Consider the following 22,211-nt stretch of genomic DNA (forward strand, 5'->3'; position numbering starts at 1 on the left):
CCCCAACCCCATCGCTGCGTCTTTCGTGCACCTTCGAACATTCGACTGACTCATTTCTTGCCGAAATGGCTGTGCGGCGTTGTTCACGCTTTCTCTCAATCCATCCCTCGACCCGTTAAAGAAAGGCAACGACATGCCTGTCCTGCTGGATAGCCTCGACCTCTTGGCCAATGCCGTTGCTCAGAAGGTCGTCGACCCGAAGTTCTTCTCCTTGAAACTCACCGGCAACGGCAAGAAGACCGGTCTGCTCAACGAGTCCCTGCGGCCCATCAACACTGCCACCAACACCGCCTACACCGCGGCTGCCGACATCGAGGTCACGCAGAGCTCGACGCAGCACGGCATCACCACGACGTCGATCCCGCTCGCGCCGATCACGCGCCGTGCCCTGAACGCCGGCGGGTCCTTCACCCTGCCGAGCCCGCACACCGACGACCGCTTCGCCGTCGACACCTCTGCCAGCCGGTTCAACAACTGGGACGTTGTCTTCGACATGACTCCGCAGGCCCTCGTGCTCTACGAGGACAAATCCGGCGACAAGTCCACGCGTGACCTCGTCATCCAGTACCGGATGGAGCTGTACTTCTTCAAGAAGGGGCTTCCCGAGCCGCAGTACGCGACCGCCGTCCCGCGCTCGGTCGGTTCCGCCAACCACGTCGCCGCCGTCTTCCTGCAGTGGGACACGAGCCCGCTGGAGAACGCCCGCGACTTCGTCCAGGACGCGCTCACGTCTGCCCACCTGACGGCCTCCAACCTCGGCGACGACTTCGACGAGTGGATGCGCCAGTACGCGATCTACGAGCGCATCACGCGCCTGGCCCAGATCTGGGACTCCGAAGAGATCGCCGACGAAGTCTGCCGCTACATCCAGGACATGCCCGCGGGTCCGACGGAGCAGCAGCTGAACATGCTCGCCGTCCAGCTGCGCTACCTGGAGAACTACAACGTCCCGCTGGAGGCCTACCGCCGGATCCACAAGCAACTGAATACGGCCTTCTCCGGTCAGATTGCCACGAAGCTGTCGAAGCAGAACCTCAGTCTGCTGATGAACCACACGCTCGACCACCTCGAGCAGATGAAACCTCAGCTGACCGTCCCCGCGCAGCCGGCCACGCCTCCGAGCCTGCCGCCCCACCTGTCCAGGCAGCAGCTCGACGCGCTCACCACGCACGAGCCGCTGGTGATGACGCAGGCGGGAGCCGGCACCGGCAAGTCGACCGTGATCCTGGAACGGATCAAGTACCTCGAAGCCTGCGGCGTCCCCTCCGCGGACGTCACGGTGCTCTCGTTCACCAACGCCGCGGCCGACAACATCACGGAGAAGAACCCCGACGTCGGCTCGATGACGATCGCCAGGATGATCCTGGATATCTACGCGATGAACCACCCGAGTCACAAGGTCTCGGTCATCGAAACGATCATCAACTCGATGGACATCTTCTACCCGAACAGCCAGTTCGCGGCGGCGTTCCGCTACCGCCTGCTGGAAGTCGACCAGAACAGGACCGGCGCGTTCACGGCCCTGAACACCTTCGTCGAGGACCACTTCGACGAGGTGATCGCTCTGCTCGACCGCATCGAGCAGACGTCACTGGAACTGCAGATCATCATCTGCTACCAGAAGATCGACGACATGGCCGAGCCGCCCCACGTGCAGTCGAAATACCTCATCATCGACGAGGTGCAGGACAACAGCGTATTTGAGTTCATCTACGTGCTGAAGTACATCACCAAGCACGCTCAATCCCTGTTCATCGTCGGCGATGCCTCGCAGACGCTGTACGAGTTCCGCTCGGCAAACCCGCGCGCACTCAACACCCTGGAGGGCTCGGAAGTCTTCGCGACCTTCAAGCTCACGACGAACTACCGAAGCAACCAGGAGATCCTGGACTTCGCGAACGTCGTGCTCGGCGGACTGGAGACCAACCAGTTCGCCAACATCCAGTTGCAGGCGAATTCGCTCGCCATGCCTACGGCTGACTCGTTCCAGGAGAAGATCATCCTGGAGTACCGCGAGGTGGCCAGACTCACCGAGTTCGTCGGCCAGGACCTGCAGGCGGTCGTGCGCAACACGGTCATCCCCGACTACGTGGACAAGTGCCTGGACCGGGGCGAGCAGGTGGCCTTCCTGGCCCACACGCGCCGCGAGGTGGCCTTGGTCCAAGACGTGCTCGAAAAACGCTACCCGAACCGCCACGTCGCCTCTCTGGTCAGCGATAGAGGCAATTCCACGGACATCTTCTCGAAGTACATCAAGAGCTTCTGGAACGACGTCCTGCAGGCGCCGCCGGTCAACGCCGCGTTCGTGGTCTCCCAGGGGATCAAGGACAACATGGACAAGCTGACGAAGAACGCTGACAACGCCAGAGTGAAGAAGGCGATCCTGCACACGATCTCCGAGTGGTGGATCGAGAACATCACGACCATCAACGGCTGGGTCACGCTCTGCCACCAGGGCACACTCACACACAAGGTGTTCTTCGACCGGCTGCGCGACAACCTGCTCTCCTCCGAGATTCAGCGGAACCAGCGGAAGATGAACATCACCAAGCGGAAGAACCAGGAGCGCAAGCAGAAGAACCTCGAGTCCAAGGCCGACCTGGTCGTGTCGACGATCCACGGTGCCAAGGGCCTCGAATTCGACAACGCTGTCGTCCTCTACAAGGAGGACACAAAGATGACCCAGGACACCAAGCGGATGTTCTACGTCGCCTTCACCCGCGCCATGAAGAGTCAGTACGTACTCGGTTACGGCACCGTGAAGAATCCGCCGATCCAGAGCAGTTACGAACAGATCGTGACGGCTCTGACCAAGCGCGACAAGAGGAACGCCGTGCGCGCCCTCGGCCTGGATCCGGATCTCCTGGACGACAACGACAACGACAGCGCTGCTCCTGGCGGCGCCGACGACCGCTCCGCGGTCACCGCGGCCGTCTGACCGACCGCCGCCATTACCCCATGCCACAGGGGCGGGTGTCCCGCTCGTCGAGAGTACCCGCCCCTGCGGTCTTCCCCACCTCACACCTCTGAAGGACGCAGCCTCGAAGGTCATACGACGACCGTGTTCGGCACCAGAGCACCGCGGACAAGCACCCTCCCGATAGGCAGGGTTCACGCGCGGATCAACCCCAGACGGAGGACATCTGGACACTCTGCGGCCCAACCGTCCGTCCAAAGGCCCTGCCTGACGATGCCACTCGAAGCCCGGCAGCCGGGCGGCACAACGGTCGTATCTGCGTCCCCCCCGCCACCTCCTACCTGCGACACAGCCGGCGGATCCTCGCCGTCTGGGGCTACTCTTCCAGCCGACACTCCGCCCCGAGGCCTTCCAGCCTCACGACGAGGAGGCCCGCGGCCTGCGTCAGCTACAGCGTGACGCCGACACCCCCTGTTCGCCTTCGGCCGGGTGTACGACCACGCCGGCGAACTCCCGCACGTCGCAGAGCAGCAACTCGTCCAGCCGGCGCCCTCCGCCCGTCCCCGGCGCCACGCCTGACACGTACGGGAACCACACAAGGCCACCCAGCGCCTGTATGCCGTCCATGACGAGCAGCGAGCTGTACGCGACAAGCAGCCCGAGAGCGCCCGGCCCAGCACGAAGGCATACGGCAGATCACTTATCGAGGGCCTCGCCGAAGCCGGGCGTTGCCTCGACCAACGGGCCGTCCAGGGCGAGGCACTCATCGCCGTCAAAGCCCTGGCGGAGTGCCAAGCGCAGCAGGCCGCACTCGCCATGTACCCCTCGCGGCCTCGGCGGGGCGGCGGTGTTTGAGTACCGCCGGGCGTGAGGCCCCCCGCCCGCTTCCACCACATTTTCCCGCCGAAGAACAGGAATCCACCCATGGACTTTCCCGGCCTGGAACTGACTATCCGCATGTCGCTCGTGGCCGGCCCGGACGTGCGTGTATATGTCCCCGCGCGGCTGTACTACAAGCACACGGACCCCTACGCAGTGCAGTTCTCCTTCGACGTCACACCTGATGTGGTCCAGTGGACGTTCGCCCGGGAACTGCTCGACCAAGGCCTCACCGCATCTGCTGGCATCGGCGACGTGAAGATCACTCCGATCGGCCCTCACCAGAACCGCCTCCTCAGCATCGAACTGAATTCCCCTGACGGATGCGCCTGCCTTGAAGGACCGGCAGCGTCCGTCAAGGAATGGCTCAACAAGACCTTCGAAGCCGTTCCTGCGGGCCGGGAGTCGGAATTCGTCGATGTCGACAGTTTCCTCGACAAGCTTCTGACCCACTGAGCCAAGCGCCGGCGCGCCCACAACGGGCCGAGCGCAAGAAGAGCCGCGCCGCCATGTCACACCAGCGGCGCACAGCAAGGCGCATGTTCCATCCGCCCACGTCCAGACAAGGGCAACCCTGTAGACACGCATGGAACAAGACTGGGACATCAGCCTGGAGAAAGCTGTCGGCACTGCGCCCGACCTCACCGACATGGACATGAACGCTGAGATCAGCCTCCGCGAGAGCGAAGGTCCCGACGATGACAGCAAGGTCCCGGTCGGTGCGGCCTCCTATCCGGCGAAATGCGCATCCTCACCTTGAGACGGCCTGTTCTTCCGCTCCTAGATCTTCGTCGATGTCGCACTCGGCACCCACCAGGACCATATCGTCGAGCTGCACAACTTTCTGGACACCCCCTTATTTCCCCGGACGATAACTGGCTTCCGATCCTCTGCATGCCGCTGCCCACCGTCATCTTCATTCACATACTTCTCCGAAAGTGAGAATCCTCCATGCCCGCACCCACGATCGTGGCCTCCGACGGGGAGTTCCGTCTCTACGGGGACTCCGTGCAGACCTTTGCCAGTCTGCCTGTGGCTACCTACGTCATCGAGTTCTCCCAGATCACCGGCTACAGCCTGCGCCAGACGGAGCCGCTGGCATCTGTCGAGGAGACTCTCTACGGCAGCCATGCCTCCCGTGTGCAGCGGATCGCCACTGGTTACTCGGCCATGGACCGCTCGCTCGGCGTCATCCTTTCTGGCGACAAGGGCATGGGGAAGAGCCTCATGCTCCGCCTGCTCGCCGAACGGATGCGCGAGGAGCACAAGCTTCCCACCGTGCTCGTACAGCACGACACGCCGAGGCTCGCTGCCTTCCTGGACGAATTGGGCGAAGTCGTTGTCGTCTTCGACGAGTTCGAGAAGATCTTCTCCAACGAGGGCGACGAGTCGCAGAAACAGTTCCTGAGCCTGTTCGACGGGCTGAGCACGGCGAAGCGTCTCTACGTCCTGTCGGTCAACGAACTGAAGCGCGTCAACGACTACATGCTCAACCGCCCCGGCCGCTTCCACTACCACATGCGCTTCGCCTACCCCGAGCCCGAGACCGTGGCCACCTACCTGCGCGATCAAGTGCCCGCAGTGACCGAGGAACAGGTGGCCGAGATCGTCGACTTCTCACGGAAGTACGACATCAACTTCGACCACCTGCGCGCAATCGCCTTCGAGCTGCGCCTGGGGGAGTCGTTCGTCGAGGTGATCGGGGACCTGAACATCAAGCGCAGTGGGCGCTTCAGCTCGTCGATCGAAGCTCACATCACCTGGCAGAATGGCGACACCGACGTCTTCGACGGTCTTGTCGATCTGTTCAACAGCAACAGTCTGCAGACCATCAACGACTGGGATACCGACACCGGGCTGCAGTTCCGCATGTGCGACGCTGTCCCGTTCGAGGACGGCTATCTGCTTCAGCCGGGTTCCTTCACGCTCACCGATCTCCGCGACGATGACGACACGTCGTCCGACGCCGAGAGGGACCTGAGTGCCTTTTCGGTGACACTGCGCCGTTCCCCGAAGCACTCCATCGACTTCTGAAGACACCCTCTTCCGAACCGCCGAGGAGTCACTTGGGTTACCTCGGCGGTTGGCCGTCCGGCTCACGCCCCCCTGTATAGAAAGCACTCTTCGGCCATGCCCAAGTACCGCATCGTCTCCGATTCCGACCCTGGCGCAGAGCATCGTGAGCCCCCAGAGGGCAACCTTTCCCTCAGCACGGCTCGTCTCCTCACGGTCATCGACTCCGAGAACCTGTTCTGGGCCACCGGGCGTAGGCTGCTCGCCTCCGGCGGTGACCTGCAGTGAGTGCCATGCAGCCAAATCCGACTGTGCTGCTCACCTGCCTGGCCGTCGCTGCGCTCGGCGTCCTGTGTCTCGCCATCGGCGTTGGCCGGAAGTGGCGCTGGCGGGATCCCACCCGGCTCTTCAGTTGGTCCCAGAAACAGCAGCTCATCAGCCAGGCCAGCGGCAGGTGCGAGCACAAACCACCTCTGTGGTTGCGATGCCCGGCACCGGGGACCGAGGCGGATCACATACACCCCTGGAGCCGCGGCGGGCCGACCGAACTGTGGAACGGCCAACTGCTCTGCCGCCGGCACAATCGGCGGAAATCCAACCGTGTGCCGAGCCCCCTTTACCGTTGGCGGCTGCAGCGCCGGCGCGGGAAGTACTGACCAGCCCGATACGCATCAGGAACAAACTTATGGCCTCCGCTCGCTGCACCTCCTCAGAAGATCAGGAACACGACAACCTCGAGTGGTCCGAGGAACGCCTGACCGACAAGAGCCAGGCCAAGCTCTTTGAGGCGAGTACCAAGTTGTTCGCGTCCCGCCCGCCCATGCCGGGGCCCTGGATCGGACACGACCTCGTCGACCCGGCGTGGACCGAAATGTCGTTCACCGACAGTCGCTTATGGGGCCGCAATGACGACATCTGGATGCGGGCACCCTGCCGCCCGCGGATGGTGGAGGTGCGCGAACTGTGAGCGTCGCTACAGCACACGTCGACATCGTGACTCCCGCACTGCCTGACGCCACGCCGGGTACGGTCATCGGCGCGGCCGAGGTCCTCGATCGCAGTAGCCATCGGCTGACGCGCGTCCCGCTGCGCGCCGAGATTCCTACCCCGGTGAAGATCCCGCACGAGGAGCGGTGCCTGGTCCACGGTTGGTCCCCCTACCTCTCGGTCCATCCCATCGTGGTGACCGGCGGCCGCACCCAGCAGGCAGTGCTCTCCATACGACGCACGAACGGGGAAAGCTCGGACGCCGAAGAGCCGCTTCAGGCTGCGAACGGCTGGATCAGGCTGTGGGGCCGAGAGCCGGACGGCCAATGGACCGTGAGGGACCCATCGGACATGGAGACGGGCGAGGCCACGACAGTGGCTACTCCGCTGGGCGGCCCCGCCGTCCTGCAGGTGGGTGGCGGTCGGCGGCGTCCGGTATGCACACTGGTGCCGGGGGGATCCCTGTTCATCCTGCGGCCCACTGAGCGTCGGCCGCAGGGTCCGGTAGAGGTCCGCCCTGCCGCGGACTCAGGTTTCACCCTGCTGGAGGCGCTACGGCTCGGAGAGTGGGGCTGGGCCGCCGTCGTGGAGCGGGTCTGGTGGGATGAGCCCAGCGTCCGAGGTACTCCGCTCTTCGATCTGGCAGTGGCTTATTTTGCATGCCGGCGCGGCAACATGGAGCGGGCCGCTCGGTGGCGACAGGTAGCCGGAGACCGTCATGAGGATGGTGCGGCCCGGATCGACGTCCTGGCCGTCGACGCTTGGCTCGCCCGGCGCCGAGGCGAGTGGCGGGAACTCACCTCGACCTTAGCCCGACTCGCCGATGCAAGAAGAACCCCACTGATGTCCGAAGGGCTGGATCTGCTTGCTTCGGAACTTACTCGCCCACCACTGGAGTCGCGGGCACCGCATCCGGGCGAGGCGCTTCGCCGCGTTCTGACCCCGTATCTGCGCGCGTCGCTGCCATCGTCACTCACCTCCTTCACCGCCGCCCACCCGGAAGAGCCACAGCTTCGGCCTTCGCAGAGAGCCCGGCCGGGCAAGTCGCTGCCCTTCCGGCTGGAGAAGGACATGAGCACCCGCAGATCCATTGAGTTGCCGAGCCTCTGCCCGAAAAGCGCTTCAACTGGCGGAAGGGCCGGCTCATCATCGCCACCAGGTCGGGCCATGTGAGAGGACATCCCCTCAATCGTGCTGCCTGGCCACCCCTGATCCGTAGGCCGGCGGCCGGGCTCCTCCATTCCGACCGCCACCACGGGCGCGGCCTGCACAACTCAAAAGCGACGCACTGTAGCTCAGTTGGTAGAGCGTGGATCTTATAAGTCCTGAGGTCGTGGGTTCGAGTCCCATCAGTGCGACCCAAATGGCTGCTGTAAGGCGTGAGTTCCCCGCCGTCACCATCACCATCCTGTCCGGCGCCGCGCACGCCTTCACCGGCACCTGGTGCGGTCAGCTCACCTCCGACGTGGCCATCGCCCTCAATTGCGCCGAGGCCGAGACGCCGGCCGAGCGGCTGTGTGCCCTCGGCGAGCGTGCGGGCCGCCAATGAGTGAAAACGACGTCCCCGCCGACAGCGGCGAGCCCAGAGGGGCCCTTCCAGGTCCCGGTGCCCGACGAGATGTTCCTCGCCGCCGAGTGGTTACCGCTGCACGCCCCACGACATCACTGACACCAAGGAACAACGACCATGACCGAGCCCGCCTACAGGCGTTCCGAGGCGGCCAGAAACATCCGCCAATCCAACCATGACCGTCACACCACCGGCACGAGCTGGGAGCACCCCAGCGCCTCATACACCGCCCTCAGCGCCCTCTCGCACCCGGTAAGCATGTCGCTCCATGCCTTCGAACAGGCCGTCAACCCCGGCATGTGTACGTACGTGCACGGCCGCATGGCCTCCGACGGCAGCGGCGATGCTGACGAGGCCGTGCAACACATACGCGCGGCCGGCCTGAAACACGAGCGTGCGGTCACCGCGGTGGCGAACTCGGCTGCAGCGAAGTGGCAGCGGGGCCGCTTCCGCGGCAACTGCGAACCGTCCACCCGTGAGACGCCGCTTTTCGACCCGGAGTCGCACCGCTTTTGGTGTGGCGTCCCCTGGCTCCACGACTTGCCCTGCCAGGACGGCGGCGCTCCCCACCCACGTGACGCGCAAGGAGACGACCGGTGACCGCACAGCTGCCGGTGCCGACGCGGTGCGCGGGCCTCCCAACCGCGGGTGGCCTGGTCGTCCCGTGGATCACGTTATACACCGCCGGCCGGTACCTGTTCGGGGCACTCGACAAAGCCCGGCGCGACCGGGCACTCGCCGAACGGCGCTGCCAGGTGTGCGGGCAGAGTTTCGATGAACGGATCTGTCTCGCAGTGCGGCCTGCCGATGTGCACGTCGGGTACACCGCCGAGCCCGGCATGCACCCGGAATGCCTCGCGTACAGCGTGCGCGCCTGTCCGATGTTGTCGGGGGAGACCGACCGCTACCGGTCCTCGCCCGTTTCATCGGGCCTGCCTGGAGCGGCCGAAGCGAGCCACGGGGCGCGCGCCGGACGTCCCGCCGACGCCTTCGACGCCTGGTGGATCACACCCGGTTCGTACTGCGTGAAAGCCGACTCGGAGCATTCCGGCCAACTGCTGGGTCTCGATCTGAACGTACCCGTGTTGCGCAAGCGTTCCATCCGCCCCGCAGCGGGCCCGGACCTGGACAGCCTGCTCGCCCTCGCCCGCCAGGCTCTTGGACTCGAGGGCGTCACGGCCAGATACCCGCATCAGTCCGATGATGCACCTCAGCAGCGCAACACCGTGAACGAGAGCGACTGATGGCCATCGCCCGTCAGTTCGCGTCTTCTGAAGCACTGCCCCGCCGGAACCCGCGTGCTGAGGTGGGCAACGGCCAGCCTTGGACGTCGGGTTCACGAATCCCAGGTTGATCCCTCTGGAGCACGTCATGGGTCTCCGCATCTGCCGGAGGGGCCGTAAGCGATCGATCCCGTTCGACTGCAAGTTGGACGCCGATCACTCAGGTGGCTGTAGCCCCTTCACTCACCGGCCCAGCCTGCCGGAGAACCCTGACGATCACGCCGCTCTTCTCGCGATGAGCAGGGGTGATCGGCGGTACGAATCCTGATCAACACCTCTGCCCCTTTTCAAGGAGAGCCCTGTGATTGCTGCACTCTTCAACCCGCTGGACATCGAGTGCCTGGCGAAGACTGCCGTGGAGCTGTGGGAGAACCCCGACCCCAGCGATCTTTCTGAATACCAGCGGGACAATCTCAGCCGCGCACGCCATGCCATGCTCGCCGAGCATGCAGACCAGCAGCCTCCCTACCCCGAAGTCGTGACGTTCATCAGTTCACGCCCGGTGCGCCAAGTCTTGGTGCTGCGCCGCTGGGACCGCGATCACGACGATGTGACGCTCCACGACGACAAAAACTCCGCGCTGGACGAACTCGCCGAGTATATCCGCGGTGTCTGGCACAAACTTGCTGGTGCGAAGGGCGTCCCCGACCAGCCGCCTACGGACAACTGCGAAACCGTGCGGCTCTACTACGGCCCTGATGGCGACTGCCGCCAGGACGAGGGATACGTCATCTACACCGAGGAGATCACCAGGCGTGGCCGGACCCGTATTGTGCCGCTCGACTACCGTTTCCCCAACGCGGATACGTGCGAGAAGGCGAACCGGAATGCCACCTTTCATCCGCAGACCGACAACAACGATCTCCCGTGCGTCGAAGTCGAAGGAGTCCTGGTGTTCGCCTACCTTGACCAGGAAGCCGACGCCGTTCGGGTCTCCGTGCACCTCGACTCCGCGGAAGACCAGCTGGTCCGTCCCGACGGTACCGTGCCACTGCGCGTGGAGGTCGGCGACGCCGTGGTGCTGGATGACAGTGCAGAGGGCACTCCCAAGCGGGATCTGCTGACCAAGCTGCTCGACGCCGCCGATGACAGTCAAGAGTAGGCAATCCGGGAGACGGCAATCGTGGCCGGCGTTCTCTGGCGGTGCCCGATCTGCGAATGGGACAACCCCGGCGAGGCCACCTACTGCGAAGGACCTGGCTCCTGCCGCGTCCCGAAGCCGAAGAAGACCAGCTGACGAAGCTGCCAGGGTACGCATTCGAATTCGCGAGGTAAATGGTGGGCTCAAGCGTCGGCGGACTGTCGCAGCAACGTCCAGTGCCTAGGCCTGGATATGGAAGTCTCTGCCTGACGCCCCCACCAGGCCCGGGGCCTGGGCAGCCCCGCATGACCGGGCTGTCGCACCCCGTCCACAAAGGCATTCCCATACCCTGAGTGGCGCCCCGCGCTGCGGGCTACGTGATGGTCCGTACTTGTCGCAGATTGCTGCGCTAACGCGCAGAGCCAACGGCTCCACCGGCGCGAAATCCTTCTTCGAGGCCCGCATCAGCTAAGCCGTGAACTGGGCCGCCGATTACGTGAGTGCTTTCGCACCCGAGGACAAGTAGGTCCTCGGGTGCGGCCAACCTCATCGGCAACAACGCACTGCACTACCTCGGGAACCCCGACGCGACACTACGCCACGCAATCAAGGCCAGCTATACCTCATCCTAAGGGAGCAGATTCTCATGGGCAAGAGCATGATTACCGCCGCTATCGCCTTCCCGGCTGAATGCACGGAACCGCCGAACTTCGACCGCGGCCGTCAGATGCTCGATGAAATCACAGACGCTTCGCTCTTTATCTTTGATGAGCCGGAGCGGGAACTGTGCGCGTTGCTGCCGAATCTGGACGGCGAGTCCGACCTCGTCGACAAGGACGGCGAAGTTCTCATCGACTACGCTCGGCGTGCTGGTCTCGTCATCATCGACAACCTCGAAAAGGCCCTCGACTTCCGTGAGACGGGCTCCGGAGAGGCCACCTACTCCCGTGAGATTGACCTCTTCACGGTCGCCGGTTACAGGATCTACATCTCCGGCGGGCTCTCCGGCCTCGACGCTCCCACGAATGCGTGTCAGGCGTTCGAGGACGCCTACAAACTGCCCAAGAGCGTGTTCCTCGGCATGGGCTTCATCTGGGACTGCTACCTGCCGCTCTCCCGTGCGAACGGCAGCGGGGACCATACGCCCCCGACCGACACTGACGTGGTCGACGCGATCGCGCTCGGCCTGGGCACCTCGTCGGAGTGGCCCGGCACGGACACCCTCAAGTGGATCGCCGAGGTCATCGGCACGGTACGTGACGAACCCGGGAGCCGCGATCCCCGCGAGTACCGCGAAGCATTCGCCGCGGAGCGTGCGTTCGATCCGCGCGAGGACGGCTTCCTCGCCAAGTACACCAACGAAGAGACCACCGAGGGAAATGAAGACTGACCATGAATGACTGGCACGACCAGTGACCTGAAGCACTTCGTCAACCGGATCAAGCGCCACCTCGAAGAAGCCGGACGACGGCCCAGGCCGCCATTGGAGGCGTTCGGCTACCTGAAGCGGACCAAGAAGCGCAGCTTCCGGCAGGAGCAGGTCGTGTGCTATGACCCGGAGCTCCTTCAGGGTGAGCCGCCAGCGCCTGAAAAACCGGCGCCGGGGAATCAGCCGGAATCGGGGCTACCAGCGTCGGGAAATCAGGTGTGGTCGGCCAGACGCTTAAAGACAATGCCGTGACTCTGTTGGTGATCTTGTCCGGGTGCTGACGACGGTCGGTGGCGGTGGTTCGCTGGTCGTGGCGGGGTGGCCTCGGTTTGGGGGCGGTGGACGATGTCGATGCGTCCGTCAAGTTTCCAGCGGATTCCTCCGATGACGGTCCGGACAGCGTGGGCGGCATGTCCGAAGGGCACGCCGGTGATGCTGATGCGGGACCGGCTGGATGTGGTGTTCGCCGATGACGACTTCACTGATCTGTACCCTGCCGATGGCCGACCGGGCTTCTCGCCGGGGCAGTTGGCACTGGTGTCGGTGCTGCAGTTCGCGGAGAACCTCTCGGACCGCGCGGCTGCGGATGCGGTGCGCACGAGGATCGACTGGAAGTACGGGCTCGGCCTTGAGCTGGACGATCCGGGGTTCGACCATTCGCTGCTCAGTGAGTTCCGGGCCCGCCTGGCCGAGGGTGACCGGGCCGATCAGCTATTGCAATTGATGCTGGACCGCTTGGTAGAGGCCGGACTACTCAAGGGGCGAGGGCGACAGCGTACCGACGCCACCCATGTCCTGGCGGCGGTGCGGCGGTTGAGCCGGCTGGAGCTGGCGGGCGAGAGCGTGCGGGCGGCGCTGGAGGAGATTGCCGGGGCCGATCCGGACTGGCTGATGCCGCTGATTGAGCCCGAGTGGGCCAAACGCTACGGCCGGAAAGTCGAGATCGGAAAAGTTCCGGGCGGCAAGGCAGCGGTGCGCGAGTGTGCCGAGGAGTTCGGCCGGGACGGGCAGAAGCTGCTCGCTGCGGCCTGGGCGGCTGATGCCCCGTCGCGTCTGCGGATGTTGCGGCAGGTGGAGATCCTGCGGCAGGTCTGGATCCACCAGTATCACTGGGATCGCGAGGGGTATCTGCGCTGGCGGGAGGGCACGGCCCTGCCGCCGGCCTCGCTGCGGTTCGACTCCCCTTACGACACGGACGCGCACTACTGCGTCAAACGCGATGTCGAGTGGAGCGGATACCGGGTTCATTTCACCGAGTCGTGTGACCGGGATGTGCCGCACCTGGTGGTGCACGTGGCCACCACCATCGCTCCCGTCCAGGACGGACAGCTGACCGACAAGATCCACGACGACCTCGCCACCCGCCGGCTGGCTCCGGCCGAGCACATCGTGGACACCGCCTACCTCTCACCCGCCCACATCGAGCGGGCCCAGCGCGTTCACGGCATCACACTGCTCGGCCCGATCCTCGCCGACAACAGCCGCCAGGCCAAAGCTGGCTCGGGCTTCGACAAGTCGGCCTTCATCATCGACTGGGACAACGAGCAGGCCACCTGCCCGCGAGGTGCCACGAGTGTGTCCTGGACCAAGCTGCACATCTCCGGCCACACTTATTTTCAGGCCCGCTTCGCCGACAGCGACTGCCGGCCCTGCCCGGACCGTGCCCGGTGTACCTCCTCGGCCACTCGCTCCCGCTCTGTCGCGGTGCTCCCGCGGCTGCTGCACGAGATCCAGATGCGTAATCGGCTCGACCAGCAGACCGAGCAGTGGCAGCGTCGGTACGCCATCCGCGCCGGGGTCGAGGCCACCCTCTCGCAGAACGTCCGAGCGCACGGCCTACGCAGAACCCGCTACCGAGGCCTGCCCCGCACCCACGTGCAGCACGTCCTGACCGCCATGGCCTGCAACCTCAGCCGCCTCGCGGACTGGTACGACACCACCACCTCATCCGGCCGCCGCGCACCCCGCTTCCGAATCCTCTGCGAGGCAGCCGGATTCGCCATCGCTTGACCACCCAAGATCACCAACAGAGTCACTGACTTTCTGCGGCAAGTTGGAGTGCCGTGGTGAGCGACGTCCCTGACTACGTCCGCGGCCGCGGCCTCCAGTGGTCCCGCCACTTTCAGCGCACCACTTCTACTGCCCTGGCCCCGCGCCCGTAGGCCGAGTGCGGGTGCACGCACCAACCTCCGTGCGTGGCGAGCTGGATCGACACCGGCGAGTAGGAGCCCGAGCGGGGCGCCGACGACTGACTTCGTATCCGGGACTGCCAGTCCGCCACTCTGAGGGCGACGCGCCCGTGTCCCGACTGCCGCCCCGAAGCAGCCCAAGCCCCGGCCGATCCGATGCTCAGGTACGGCCAGCAAATGCCGAAGACTCTTATGCGCAAGGAGCATCTGACATGCCATCGGCCCGACCCTACCGAAAAACGCCCCCGGCCTGGCGCGAGGAACTGACCCACGACCTGACCGGTGCCACAGAGAAGACGCGGGCAGCCCGGTTGTCACAACGCAAGATTGTCGCCACCCACCTGCGGGCCGTTCTGCCTCACCTGGAAGCGGCGTTCCACCGGGGCAGGCTCGGCCACCTGTGCGACCAAGGGTTGCTCCCGCCCTCGTTGACACGTCCTCTCACCGACCGCGAGAAGCAGGTAATCGTCCGTGTGGCGCGCGGTATGTCCAACGCGAAGATCGGCGTGGACCTGTTCCTCTCCGAGGACACGATCAAGACCCACCTGCGGCACATCTACAAGAAGGCCGGCGCGCACGGCAGGGCCGACGCTGTCGCCCTCCTGCTGATCCGGGGCGACATCACGGCGGCCGATGTTCTGGGGCCCTTGGATGACGAACGCTGACGCTCCGCCCCTGTGCCGGGCGACCGGTCCGCCTCGTCGAAATCCGTCGGCACGACGGCTCGGTTCACAGCTTCGCCATAAACGTCTGGCTCCGGAACGACTCATGCCCCCTCGAATCAACCACGCTCACCAGCGCCGCAGAAAGCGACTGCACCGTCTGCGACACGGTCGATGGCGACGAGACCGCTGCCCCACCGTGCGCCCCAACCGCCCAGCCCCACACCGACATCGATAACGCACAGGAGCCCGGCATGGACCTGATCTACACCAACCACCGCCACGGCGAACGCCGCATCCACATCGAGATCGACGAACACGAAGTCGCCGACATCCTCGACGACGTCGCCCCCGGCCCCGAAGCGTTCGCCGCCACCGGCAGGTTCATCGAAATCCTCCGTGAGTCCCACCGCCGCTTCGCGGCCGACCGGCAATGCGACGCCGTCGAAACCGAGACCTCCCGGACCTGAAGTCCGTACCGACGAATCTGGCAACCGCCCCACCGGCTGAACCCTCAGGAGCAGCACCCGATGACAACCGCCGAGCACGGGCCACAGAGCTCCGCACAACACCCCGAAGCTGGCCCCTCAACCGAACCCCAGCGGCTGTCTGGCGAGTCGCCGGAAAGCCACCACGAGGCCGCCTCGACGGCTGCCCTCACTGCCGAAGAAGGCGCAGCGTGTCTGGGGCAACCAGAGGAACTCCGGAAACCTCCCCGACAGACCACCCCGATACCCGATATTGACGAGGCCCGCGCGGCCGCGCACTTCGCCGACGGCGCGAGCACCCACAAACTCACCGTGCACCGCGAGAACGGCGTCTTCCGCCATCTCGAATTCACTGATCTTTCCGGTATGTCCCAGATCAGTCTCATCACCTGGCCGTACAACCTCCTCGTCACCGGATCCCACGGCAGCTATCACTTCGAGAGGTTCGGCCCGGACACCGAGGACATGCTCAACTGGATCCGGGGAAGTCGGCCGAACCCGAACTCATGGGCGGGAAAGCTCGTCAACGGTCGCCAGTCTGTCGAGGAGTACGACCGGACGCGCCTGGAACGCGAGATCCGCGACCGAGCTGCCGAAGCGGTCCAGGACGGCTGGGCACCCGTCGGCCTGGAGGCCGAAGTTCGGGAGGAAATTCTCGACAGCCACTGGATGGACGATGAGCAGAGCGCCCTCCGCCTTGTCAGCGAGTTCGAATTCGGCATGAACTACCGGTCCGAGTGCTCCTGCGGCAAGAGCGCGGACCATGACTCGTACAGCTCGGCTGACTGCTGGAACCTCCTTACCCACAAGGGCAAGGGCGACGGTCACAACGTCCGGATTCGGCAGACAGAGGGCTTCGCCTTCGACGATGTCGCCGAGTGGAACATCCGCAAACTGGATTACCACTTCCTGTACCAGTGCCATGCCGCTGTGTGGGCCGTCGCCCAGTACGACGCCGCCCGGGCCACGGAGCTCTCGGCAACTGGAGGGGCGGCGTCGTGACGCGCTTCCCGCTCCTCCGGCTGCTCGCCCAGGCATTCCTGAGCGGCGTGGTCGGCGCCCTGGTCGTAACTGGCATCTGGCTCGTGGCCGTGGGCGGGATACCGTCGCCGATCACGGGCCTGGTGTGCGCACAGCTCGTGACCACCGCGTGGTCCCTCGTTCAGGCCGCCCGCTTCCGGCGGAAGTGGCAAACAGTCCTCGCCTCCTACAACCAGCCGGCCCTGGGCAAAGGGATCGACATCCCGCACCGGCCGCCGGCCGACAACGAAGAGGGCAGCCGGTGAACGCCGAACAGTGGAACGCCCTGTACCCGGTTGGTGCGCCGGTAATCGCGTATCCCGGCGTCCGCCCGGAGGACCCGCTCGCCGTCGCGGTCCGGAAGAGGCAGGCAGACGGTCGCTTTGCGAACCAGGCTGACGTGGACCTGTGCCGCGCCCTGACGACCGTTACCCGCGCCCCGGCATGGACGCTTGGTCACGGCGCGGCTGTTGTCTCCGTCGAGGGCTACGCGGGCGGCATCCACCTCACCCACATTGACGTGACCGTAGAGGCCCCGTCCGAGGAGGCGGCGGCTCGTGGCTGACGTCACATCCGGGACTGTCACCCGCACTGTGCACCGCTGGATCATCCTCGCCCCAAACCTGGGGGCGCCAGGCTCCCGGTCTGCCTCGTCGAAATCCGGCGGCGCGACGACTCGGACCCAGCCGCTGCGCTGGCGGGCATGGTGCCGCAGATGTCAGTTTCACAGCGCACCGTGAACGTCCGGCTACCGGACAGCTCGTATCTCATCATGGCGACCACGTTCACCGACACCGCGGAGTTCCAGGGCTTCCCCCGGGGCACGGGCACGAGCGCAAGACGTTGCTTAACACCCCCCCCGCAAGGAAGTGACCGACGCCCTCTTCGCCACGCTCCCCGCCCAAGAGGGGCAGAGCGTGCTGGTCAGCTGAGCTTCGTAGAACAAGCAGGGATCTCCGTGAAACGGAGATCCCTGCTTCGCCATACCGTCGTTCCTGCCGCCTCACCCACAATATCCCCGCACCTCAGAGAAAGCGCAGCACACCCACCATGGCCAAACCGACCAACCACTACACCCCCTACGCTCAGGCATACTCGAACTTTCTGAGCGAGACCGCCGAACACCAGCTCATAGTTCTCCATGACGAGGGTCTTTACCGCCATCTGCGGATCCAGAAGCCCGGCACACGCACGTGGTCCTGGGACATCACCACCTGGCCGGGGCACCTGGCCACCTCCGGCGACATCGCCAATGGTTACATGTTCACCCGCGATCTGGACATGATTGACTGGTTTAGCCTCTGCAGGAAATGCCGTGACTATTACTCCGACGGTGCGCCGAACATCGATGTGCACTATTGGGCTGAGAAGCTCTGCGGCGGCCGTTCGCACGAGGAGGAGAAATACCACCCGGATATATTCCTGTGGCACGTTGGGGACAGTCTCAGCGAGCACGAGGAACTCGGTGATGAGGCCCAGCACTTCTTCGAGCAGCAGATCGCGTGCCTGCGCAAGTTGCACGAACTGCGCGGGCAGGGCGAAGCCATGATGCAGGAACGCCTCCAGGCGTACTGGAAGGACGAACTCAGCGAGACTGAGCTCTGGGTGAACAACGCCCTTTCGGACGGCCAGTTCGACAAGCTCGACGCCGAGTTCGACTGGTTTGAAGTCACTGGTGTGCCCATTCCCAAGCAGTCGCCGGCCGAGCGCGCTGTCAAGATCTTCGACAGGGCCCGGCTATACGCTGACTCCGAACGCGAGGCGCACGAATGGCTGCGCGAAAACTCCGAGATCTTCGGCGAGGACGCCTGGGAGTGGGACCTGCGTGCCTACGACCGTCACTTCCTGTTGACCTGCTACGCCATTGACCTGGCCGTGCGGTTCTACCGTGAGCACCAGGCCCAGCAGGCCGAAGCCCCTGAGGCGTTGCCAGCATGAGCCGCCGTCCGGCCCAGGCCCCGGCGATCGACGCGAAGGGCGGCGGTGAGACCCACCCCGCTTTCGGCGTGGCGGTCGTGACGCGAACAAGTGGCTCGGGACGTTCGCTGTTCCAGTCCGATCTGCTGCACAACGAGACCATCTCGCTCTCCGTCCGCGAGGCCATGCGCAAACGCGACCTCAACCACGACTGGGTCCATCCGGGCCAAGCGCTCGTGGAGGTCGAGATGAGCCTCGCACAGTGGGGCTCGCTCGTGTCCTCAGTGGGGCTTGGCAGCGGTGTGCCGGTGACCATCCGGCGTACTGAGCGTGACCCCTTCGTGGCCGAGGTCCTTCATCAGCCTCGCACCGCCCAGAGTCTGCGGGAGGTTCGCGAAGCCACCGACCGGATGTACACACGTGTGAAGGCCGCCACGGCGGCACTGCACGAGGCGATCCACGAGAAGAAGGGCGTGAGGGCCACGAAGGAGGCACTTAACGTGCTGGAGAACGCCGTCGCCGGTGCTGGCAGCAACGCCCAGTTCACCGTCGACTCGCTCGTGGAGGCCGGTGAGCAGGTCGTCGCCCAGGCCCGCGCCGACATCGAGGCTCACGTCCTGGAGGCTGTCCGGCTGACGGGCGCCGAGCCCTCCATCGGAATTTCGTCATCCGATGCCCCAGCGCTGCCGGGGCCGGCTACCAGCCGAGAGGGGCCCGCCGATGCCTGAGCTCACCGTGCCCGATGAGTTGTTCGACGCCGACTTGGCCGCGTCCGACGGGCAGAGTCTGGCCGCCCGTTTCGACTGGCTCATCCGGAACGGCTATCTCGTCCATGCTCCCGTCGTCGGCTGTACCCGGGCATGCCCCGAGTGCGAGTGGGGTGCGTGCAGAACCCTGCCGGAGGACCCTGTCCGCCTCGTCTCCCGCGCGGAACGCAGATCGCAGTACGCGGTGAGCCCGTTCGACACCTTCGTGCCGCTCCTGGTCTCCGTCGTGCGCGAGTTCTCCGGCCCAGCTCCGGAGCCGGCTGAAGCATCAGCTTCGACAGGAGGGACACCAGCCGTGAACGCACGCACGGCCATCGGGACTCCACACAGGCCCCGGGCCGTCATCGTCGACATCGACGGGACGATTGCAAAGCATGTACTCCCCGACGGCAGACTGCTGCGGGGGCACCACGACTACCGCCTGGTACTCCGGGACGTACCCAACCTACCCGTCATCCACACAGTTCACGCTCTGCGCGACGCCGGCTACCAGATCCTTTTCTGCTCGGGCCGGCCCGAGCGTGACGGCCGGGGATACAACGTCCGCGATGCGACTCGGGGCTGGCTGGGCCAGCACCTGGGACAGTGGGCGAACGATGCTCTGCTGCTGATGCGCGGACAGACAGACATGCGCCCCGACTACGCCGTCAAGCACGAACTGTTCAACACCCGTATTCGTGACGCCTACGACGTCCTTCTGGCCCTGGACGACCGTGACCGAGTCGTGGCCCTGTGGCGCTCGCTTGGCATCGTCTGCCTGCAGGTCGACGAGGGGGACTTCTGAAGCCGCGACCTTTCATCTATCAGGGCCCGTGCCCCGGCTCCGCACCATGCGGGGCGGGAGCACGGGTCTCCTCGTTCTCCCGCCCGTACCGCCTCTCAAAAAAAAGGGGGGGGGATCCACCATTCGACTTCTTATTGAGTCGACGAGAATCATCGTATGAGGACCGACGACAAGCTATTCCCGACTGATTAGGCTGAAGCTATGACTCACAACAGCAACGCTCACGAGAACGGCACTCCCGGCGCCGCGCTCCCTAAGTTCCCCGTCAACGTCGTTCCGACCGACCAGATCAGGCACGAGCACCTCGCCACGGTGCTGAACCTCTATCGCCGCGGCGAGACCACGCCGCTGATCTTCGGCGACGACAACGATCCCGAGGCCGCGATCATCCCTTTCGCCGCGTTCATGCGACTCATGAAGTACGACCACGTGACCCACGTCCACGCTGAGACTGCCTTCCAGGCCGACCTCTCTCGCCGTGCCCGGGAGTCCGATGCCTCCAGCGATACGAGCATGACCGTCGAAGAGCTCGCGGAGAGCCTCGGCGAGCTCGGTCAGCAGTGGGCGGATGAATATCGCGCTGCCCAGCAGGAGAAGCGTGATGAGTGAGCGTCGGCCTCCCGTCCGTCTCCTGCCGACGGCCGGTCTCAAGCAGGACCTCCAGACGCTCCACGACGCCGCGGTGATGCACCCTCACGGGCCGGAGGGCCGGCTCCTGCGCGTGGCTCTCAACCAGCTAGGCCGGATCGGGCAGGGCGCGCCGGGTACACACCCGCTGGAGTACATGCCCAGTTACCCCGACCTCTCCGATTGCGAGACCACGTACGTCGGCGCGGATCCGTATGAGAAGCCCTCGCACCGGATCGTCTGGCGGGAGCGCACGCCCCAGCGCCCGGGCGAGCCTGTCACCCGCGAAGTCCTCGCTCTGGGTGAACGCGCGAACGGGCAGGCCTACTACATGGCCGGCCAGCGTCTGGGCCGCCCTGTGGGCTTCACTCTCGCCGAACTGGCCGCGCAGCGCGAGCCGATCGCGAGTCCCTCACGACCCCGGCAGAGCTCGATCGGCAGTTTCGACACGCCGTCCGCGGGTGAGCCTGACCTCCAGTTTGAGTGATCTGTAATCCGCGCTTCTGTTCCTTATCGAAGGCTTCTCATGGAAGAAAAGCAATATCCATTCGATGAGAGTGAAATGGTGGCGATGTGCGACTACGATCCGGAGGCTCAGACGATGGTGCCTGATGCCGAATCTCAGTCCGGCGCAGCCGTGGGACGCCGTCGGCGCATCGGTCCTCGTTCTGCTCTCTTCATACGGCGCAGCATCGGACTGACGATCGCCCTCGGCATGACGTACGGCATCTTCCACATCGTCTTCCGCACTGAAGTGTTCGCCGCGGTACTGGCCTACGTCGGACCCGTCGAAGACTTCATCGACTGGGTGGCCGAGGACCCCGGGCGGGCCTGGGTCGCACTGGCGGCCCTCGTCATCCCGCACATCGGGCTGTACTACCTGCTCTTCGAGGATCGCAAGTAGGGCGAGGCGTCATGTTCGGGACCAGCGCCTGCGGCGAAGTCGCCCGCGCCCGGTGATAACCGCCCCGAGTTATGTATTCCGCGGCTCCGCAGTAGGGCCGCTGTCCTCGGTGGCCGAGACCCTGACCGCCTGGGCCCGCGCCGAGGAGGCGCAGGTGTGGTGGGTGCAGGCCCGACAGATTCTAAAGAACCGCCATGCCGTCCGGTACCCGGGGTGCTGTCCGGGACTTCGGCCGGTCATTGCCCGCGGGCCGCCCCACGTCGGCCGGTGAGCACCGCCGTCCGTGCCGCCTCCGGCACTCGCGCTGCGCCCGGGACAGGAGCCAGGCCCGGTGTGTTGTGCCTGCCCGTCGTCTTGGAGTTCGTCGAGGTGGGTCTCGGCCTCGTCGACCGCCGGCAGTTCAAGCGGAGCAGTTGACCGCGCCCATGTCATCATCGCCCCCGGTCTGATCGGCGGCATCAGCTTGGCGGCCATCACCGGATGGATCACCGGTTTCTCCGCTTCGGTCGCAGACGCTGTCTCCGGCCTGTGGAACGACTCCATGGGCCGGGTCAACTCGCCGCTGGGGTGGGAGCACCGCCTTGCCACCGCCGACGCGTCCCTCGTCCTGTCATCGTGCTCGTGCTGATCTTCGCCACTGCAGGCGGCTGAGCCTCGCAACTGGGCTTGTCCCGGCAGAAAAAGAGAACCCCCC

26 protein-coding genes, 1 tRNA gene and 1 pseudogene are annotated in these 22,211 nt (G+C 65.2%); all 28 read left to right on the forward strand.

Annotated elements, in window-relative coordinates; translation table 11 throughout:
- Positions 1-133: 133 nt before the first annotated feature.
- The 28 genes and pseudogenes from ACFU99_RS06120 (at position 134) to ACFU99_RS06255 (ending at position 22,145) form a co-directional block, all read left to right on the forward strand.
- Positions 134-2,938 carry an AAA family ATPase gene (locus tag ACFU99_RS06120; RefSeq protein ID WP_384386479.1) on the forward strand — a complete coding sequence of 935 codons (2,805 nt, stop codon included), beginning with the start codon at positions 134-136 and terminating at the stop codon, positions 2,936-2,938.
- A gap of 903 nt (positions 2,939-3,841) precedes the next feature.
- Positions 3,842-4,252 carry an SsgA family sporulation/cell division regulator gene (locus tag ACFU99_RS06125; protein ID WP_384386482.1) on the forward strand — a complete coding sequence of 137 codons (411 nt, stop codon included), beginning with the start codon at positions 3,842-3,844 and terminating at the stop codon, positions 4,250-4,252.
- Between the two features lie 130 nt (positions 4,253-4,382).
- Entirely contained in the window at positions 4,383-4,556 is a 174-nt protein-coding gene (locus tag ACFU99_RS06130) for a hypothetical protein (RefSeq protein WP_384386485.1), read from the forward strand.
- Positions 4,557-4,747: 191 nt separating this feature from the next.
- A complete protein-coding gene (locus ACFU99_RS06135) occupies positions 4,748-5,830 on the forward strand; it encodes an AAA family ATPase (protein WP_384386488.1) in 1,083 nt (360 codons plus the stop codon).
- Between the two features lie 96 nt (positions 5,831-5,926).
- Positions 5,927-6,097 carry a hypothetical protein gene (locus tag ACFU99_RS06140; RefSeq protein WP_384386491.1) on the forward strand — a complete coding sequence of 57 codons (171 nt, stop codon included), beginning with the start codon at positions 5,927-5,929 and terminating at the stop codon, positions 6,095-6,097.
- Between the two features lie 5 nt (positions 6,098-6,102).
- The gene (locus ACFU99_RS06145; RefSeq protein WP_384386555.1) at positions 6,103-6,465 is read left to right on the forward strand and encodes an HNH endonuclease; all 363 of its coding nucleotides are present in this window, start codon (positions 6,103-6,105) and stop codon (positions 6,463-6,465) included.
- Positions 6,466-6,494: 29 nt separating this feature from the next.
- Positions 6,495-6,776: a hypothetical protein gene (locus tag ACFU99_RS06150; protein ID WP_384386494.1), complete on the forward strand. Its 282-nt coding sequence runs from the start codon at positions 6,495-6,497 to the stop codon at positions 6,774-6,776.
- A complete protein-coding gene (locus ACFU99_RS06155) occupies positions 6,773-7,969 on the forward strand; it encodes a hypothetical protein (protein WP_384386497.1) in 1,197 nt (398 codons plus the stop codon). Before ACFU99_RS06150 ends, ACFU99_RS06155 begins: the two co-directional genes overlap by 4 nt.
- A 111-nt stretch (positions 7,970-8,080) precedes the next feature.
- Positions 8,081-8,154, forward strand: a tRNA-Ile gene (locus tag ACFU99_RS06160).
- Between the two features lie 5 nt (positions 8,155-8,159).
- Positions 8,160-8,345 carry a hypothetical protein gene (locus ACFU99_RS06165; RefSeq protein WP_384386500.1) on the forward strand — a complete coding sequence of 62 codons (186 nt, stop codon included), beginning with the start codon at positions 8,160-8,162 and terminating at the stop codon, positions 8,343-8,345.
- A 138-nt stretch (positions 8,346-8,483) separates the two neighbouring features.
- Complete coding sequence (locus tag ACFU99_RS06170; RefSeq protein WP_384386502.1) at positions 8,484-8,966, forward strand: hypothetical protein; 483 nt, start codon at positions 8,484-8,486, stop codon at positions 8,964-8,966.
- Positions 8,963-9,610 (forward strand): cell envelope biogenesis protein OmpA, encoded by a 648-nt coding sequence (locus ACFU99_RS06175; protein ID WP_384386506.1) that lies wholly within the window; start codon positions 8,963-8,965, stop codon positions 9,608-9,610. The genes ACFU99_RS06170 and ACFU99_RS06175 overlap by 4 nt, the downstream gene beginning before the upstream one ends.
- Positions 9,611-9,950: 340 nt before the next feature.
- A complete protein-coding gene (locus ACFU99_RS06180) occupies positions 9,951-10,751 on the forward strand; it encodes a hypothetical protein (RefSeq protein ID WP_384386509.1) in 801 nt (266 codons plus the stop codon).
- A 625-nt stretch (positions 10,752-11,376) separates the two neighbouring features.
- Complete coding sequence (locus tag ACFU99_RS06185; protein ID WP_384386512.1) at positions 11,377-12,120, forward strand: hypothetical protein; 744 nt, start codon at positions 11,377-11,379, stop codon at positions 12,118-12,120.
- A 6-nt stretch (positions 12,121-12,126) separates the two neighbouring features.
- Positions 12,127-12,411: a hypothetical protein gene (locus ACFU99_RS06190; RefSeq protein WP_384386515.1), complete on the forward strand. Its 285-nt coding sequence runs from the start codon at positions 12,127-12,129 to the stop codon at positions 12,409-12,411.
- A 132-nt stretch (positions 12,412-12,543) separates the two neighbouring features.
- Positions 12,544-14,169, forward strand: coding sequence for an IS1182 family transposase (locus ACFU99_RS06195; protein ID WP_384386518.1), 1,626 nt, complete (start codon positions 12,544-12,546; stop codon positions 14,167-14,169).
- Between the two features lie 619 nt (positions 14,170-14,788).
- Positions 14,789-15,013: pseudogene (locus ACFU99_RS06200) on the forward strand (helix-turn-helix transcriptional regulator); the annotation flags it as partial.
- A 251-nt stretch (positions 15,014-15,264) separates the two neighbouring features.
- Positions 15,265-15,480 (forward strand): hypothetical protein, encoded by a 216-nt coding sequence (locus tag ACFU99_RS06205; protein WP_384386521.1) that lies wholly within the window; start codon positions 15,265-15,267, stop codon positions 15,478-15,480.
- Positions 15,481-15,540: 60 nt separating this feature from the next.
- Positions 15,541-16,500, forward strand: a complete 960-nt coding sequence (locus ACFU99_RS06210; protein ID WP_384386524.1) for a hypothetical protein — start codon at positions 15,541-15,543, stop codon at positions 16,498-16,500.
- On the forward strand, positions 16,497-16,784 hold the full coding sequence (locus tag ACFU99_RS06215; protein WP_384386527.1) for a hypothetical protein: 288 nt from the start codon (positions 16,497-16,499) through the stop codon (positions 16,782-16,784). The genes ACFU99_RS06210 and ACFU99_RS06215 overlap by 4 nt, the downstream gene beginning before the upstream one ends.
- Entirely contained in the window at positions 16,781-17,083 is a 303-nt protein-coding gene (locus ACFU99_RS06220; protein WP_384386530.1) for a hypothetical protein, read from the forward strand. Before ACFU99_RS06215 ends, ACFU99_RS06220 begins: the two co-directional genes overlap by 4 nt.
- Positions 17,084-17,568: 485 nt before the next feature.
- Entirely contained in the window at positions 17,569-18,456 is an 888-nt protein-coding gene (locus ACFU99_RS06225; protein WP_384386533.1) for a hypothetical protein, read from the forward strand.
- Positions 18,453-19,163 (forward strand): hypothetical protein, encoded by a 711-nt coding sequence (locus ACFU99_RS06230; protein ID WP_384386537.1) that lies wholly within the window; start codon positions 18,453-18,455, stop codon positions 19,161-19,163. The genes ACFU99_RS06225 and ACFU99_RS06230 overlap by 4 nt, the downstream gene beginning before the upstream one ends.
- Complete coding sequence (locus ACFU99_RS06235) at positions 19,156-19,986, forward strand: hypothetical protein (RefSeq protein ID WP_384386540.1); 831 nt, start codon at positions 19,156-19,158, stop codon at positions 19,984-19,986. Before ACFU99_RS06230 ends, ACFU99_RS06235 begins: the two co-directional genes overlap by 8 nt.
- Before the next feature lie 201 nt (positions 19,987-20,187).
- Positions 20,188-20,595, forward strand: coding sequence for a hypothetical protein (locus ACFU99_RS06240; protein WP_384386543.1), 408 nt, complete (start codon positions 20,188-20,190; stop codon positions 20,593-20,595).
- Positions 20,588-21,100: a hypothetical protein gene (locus tag ACFU99_RS06245; protein ID WP_384386546.1), complete on the forward strand. Its 513-nt coding sequence runs from the start codon at positions 20,588-20,590 to the stop codon at positions 21,098-21,100. The genes ACFU99_RS06240 and ACFU99_RS06245 overlap by 8 nt, the downstream gene beginning before the upstream one ends.
- Before the next feature lie 39 nt (positions 21,101-21,139).
- Positions 21,140-21,517, forward strand: coding sequence for a hypothetical protein (locus ACFU99_RS06250; RefSeq protein WP_384386549.1), 378 nt, complete (start codon positions 21,140-21,142; stop codon positions 21,515-21,517).
- Between the two features lie 463 nt (positions 21,518-21,980).
- Positions 21,981-22,145: a hypothetical protein gene (locus ACFU99_RS06255; protein WP_384386552.1), complete on the forward strand. Its 165-nt coding sequence runs from the start codon at positions 21,981-21,983 to the stop codon at positions 22,143-22,145.
- Positions 22,146-22,211: the final 66 nt, after the last annotated feature.

Source organism: Streptomyces sp. NPDC057654, from assembly GCF_042800135.1.
GTDB lineage: Bacteria > Actinomycetota > Actinomycetes > Streptomycetales > Streptomycetaceae > Streptomyces.

Coding starts and splice junctions, on each gene's coding strand:
- ACFU99_RS06150 (WP_384386494.1), top strand. CDS start 6,495: ATGGCCTCCGCTCGCTGCACCTCCTCAGAAGATCAGGAACACGACAAC.
- ACFU99_RS06120 (WP_384386479.1), top strand. CDS start 134: ATGCCTGTCCTGCTGGATAGCCTCGACCTCTTGGCCAATGCCGTTGCT.
- ACFU99_RS06225 (WP_384386533.1), top strand. CDS start 17,569: ATGGCCAAACCGACCAACCACTACACCCCCTACGCTCAGGCATACTCG.
- ACFU99_RS06240 (WP_384386543.1), top strand. CDS start 20,188: ATGACTCACAACAGCAACGCTCACGAGAACGGCACTCCCGGCGCCGCG.
- ACFU99_RS06140 (WP_384386491.1), top strand. CDS start 5,927: ATGCCCAAGTACCGCATCGTCTCCGATTCCGACCCTGGCGCAGAGCAT.
- ACFU99_RS06165 (WP_384386500.1), top strand. CDS start 8,160: ATGGCTGCTGTAAGGCGTGAGTTCCCCGCCGTCACCATCACCATCCTG.
- ACFU99_RS06245 (WP_384386546.1), top strand. CDS start 20,588: ATGAGTGAGCGTCGGCCTCCCGTCCGTCTCCTGCCGACGGCCGGTCTC.
- ACFU99_RS06250 (WP_384386549.1), top strand. CDS start 21,140: ATGGAAGAAAAGCAATATCCATTCGATGAGAGTGAAATGGTGGCGATG.
- ACFU99_RS06145 (WP_384386555.1), top strand. CDS start 6,103: ATGCAGCCAAATCCGACTGTGCTGCTCACCTGCCTGGCCGTCGCTGCG.
- ACFU99_RS06130 (WP_384386485.1), top strand. CDS start 4,383: ATGGAACAAGACTGGGACATCAGCCTGGAGAAAGCTGTCGGCACTGCG.
- ACFU99_RS06195 (WP_384386518.1), top strand. CDS start 12,544: ATGACGGTCCGGACAGCGTGGGCGGCATGTCCGAAGGGCACGCCGGTG.
- ACFU99_RS06135 (WP_384386488.1), top strand. CDS start 4,748: ATGCCCGCACCCACGATCGTGGCCTCCGACGGGGAGTTCCGTCTCTAC.
- ACFU99_RS06170 (WP_384386502.1), top strand. CDS start 8,484: ATGACCGAGCCCGCCTACAGGCGTTCCGAGGCGGCCAGAAACATCCGC.
- ACFU99_RS06205 (WP_384386521.1), top strand. CDS start 15,265: ATGGACCTGATCTACACCAACCACCGCCACGGCGAACGCCGCATCCAC.
- ACFU99_RS06235 (WP_384386540.1), top strand. CDS start 19,156: ATGCCTGAGCTCACCGTGCCCGATGAGTTGTTCGACGCCGACTTGGCC.
- ACFU99_RS06185 (WP_384386512.1), top strand. CDS start 11,377: ATGGGCAAGAGCATGATTACCGCCGCTATCGCCTTCCCGGCTGAATGC.
- ACFU99_RS06190 (WP_384386515.1), top strand. CDS start 12,127: ATGACTGGCACGACCAGTGACCTGAAGCACTTCGTCAACCGGATCAAG.
- ACFU99_RS06125 (WP_384386482.1), top strand. CDS start 3,842: ATGGACTTTCCCGGCCTGGAACTGACTATCCGCATGTCGCTCGTGGCC.
- ACFU99_RS06210 (WP_384386524.1), top strand. CDS start 15,541: ATGACAACCGCCGAGCACGGGCCACAGAGCTCCGCACAACACCCCGAA.
- ACFU99_RS06230 (WP_384386537.1), top strand. CDS start 18,453: ATGAGCCGCCGTCCGGCCCAGGCCCCGGCGATCGACGCGAAGGGCGGC.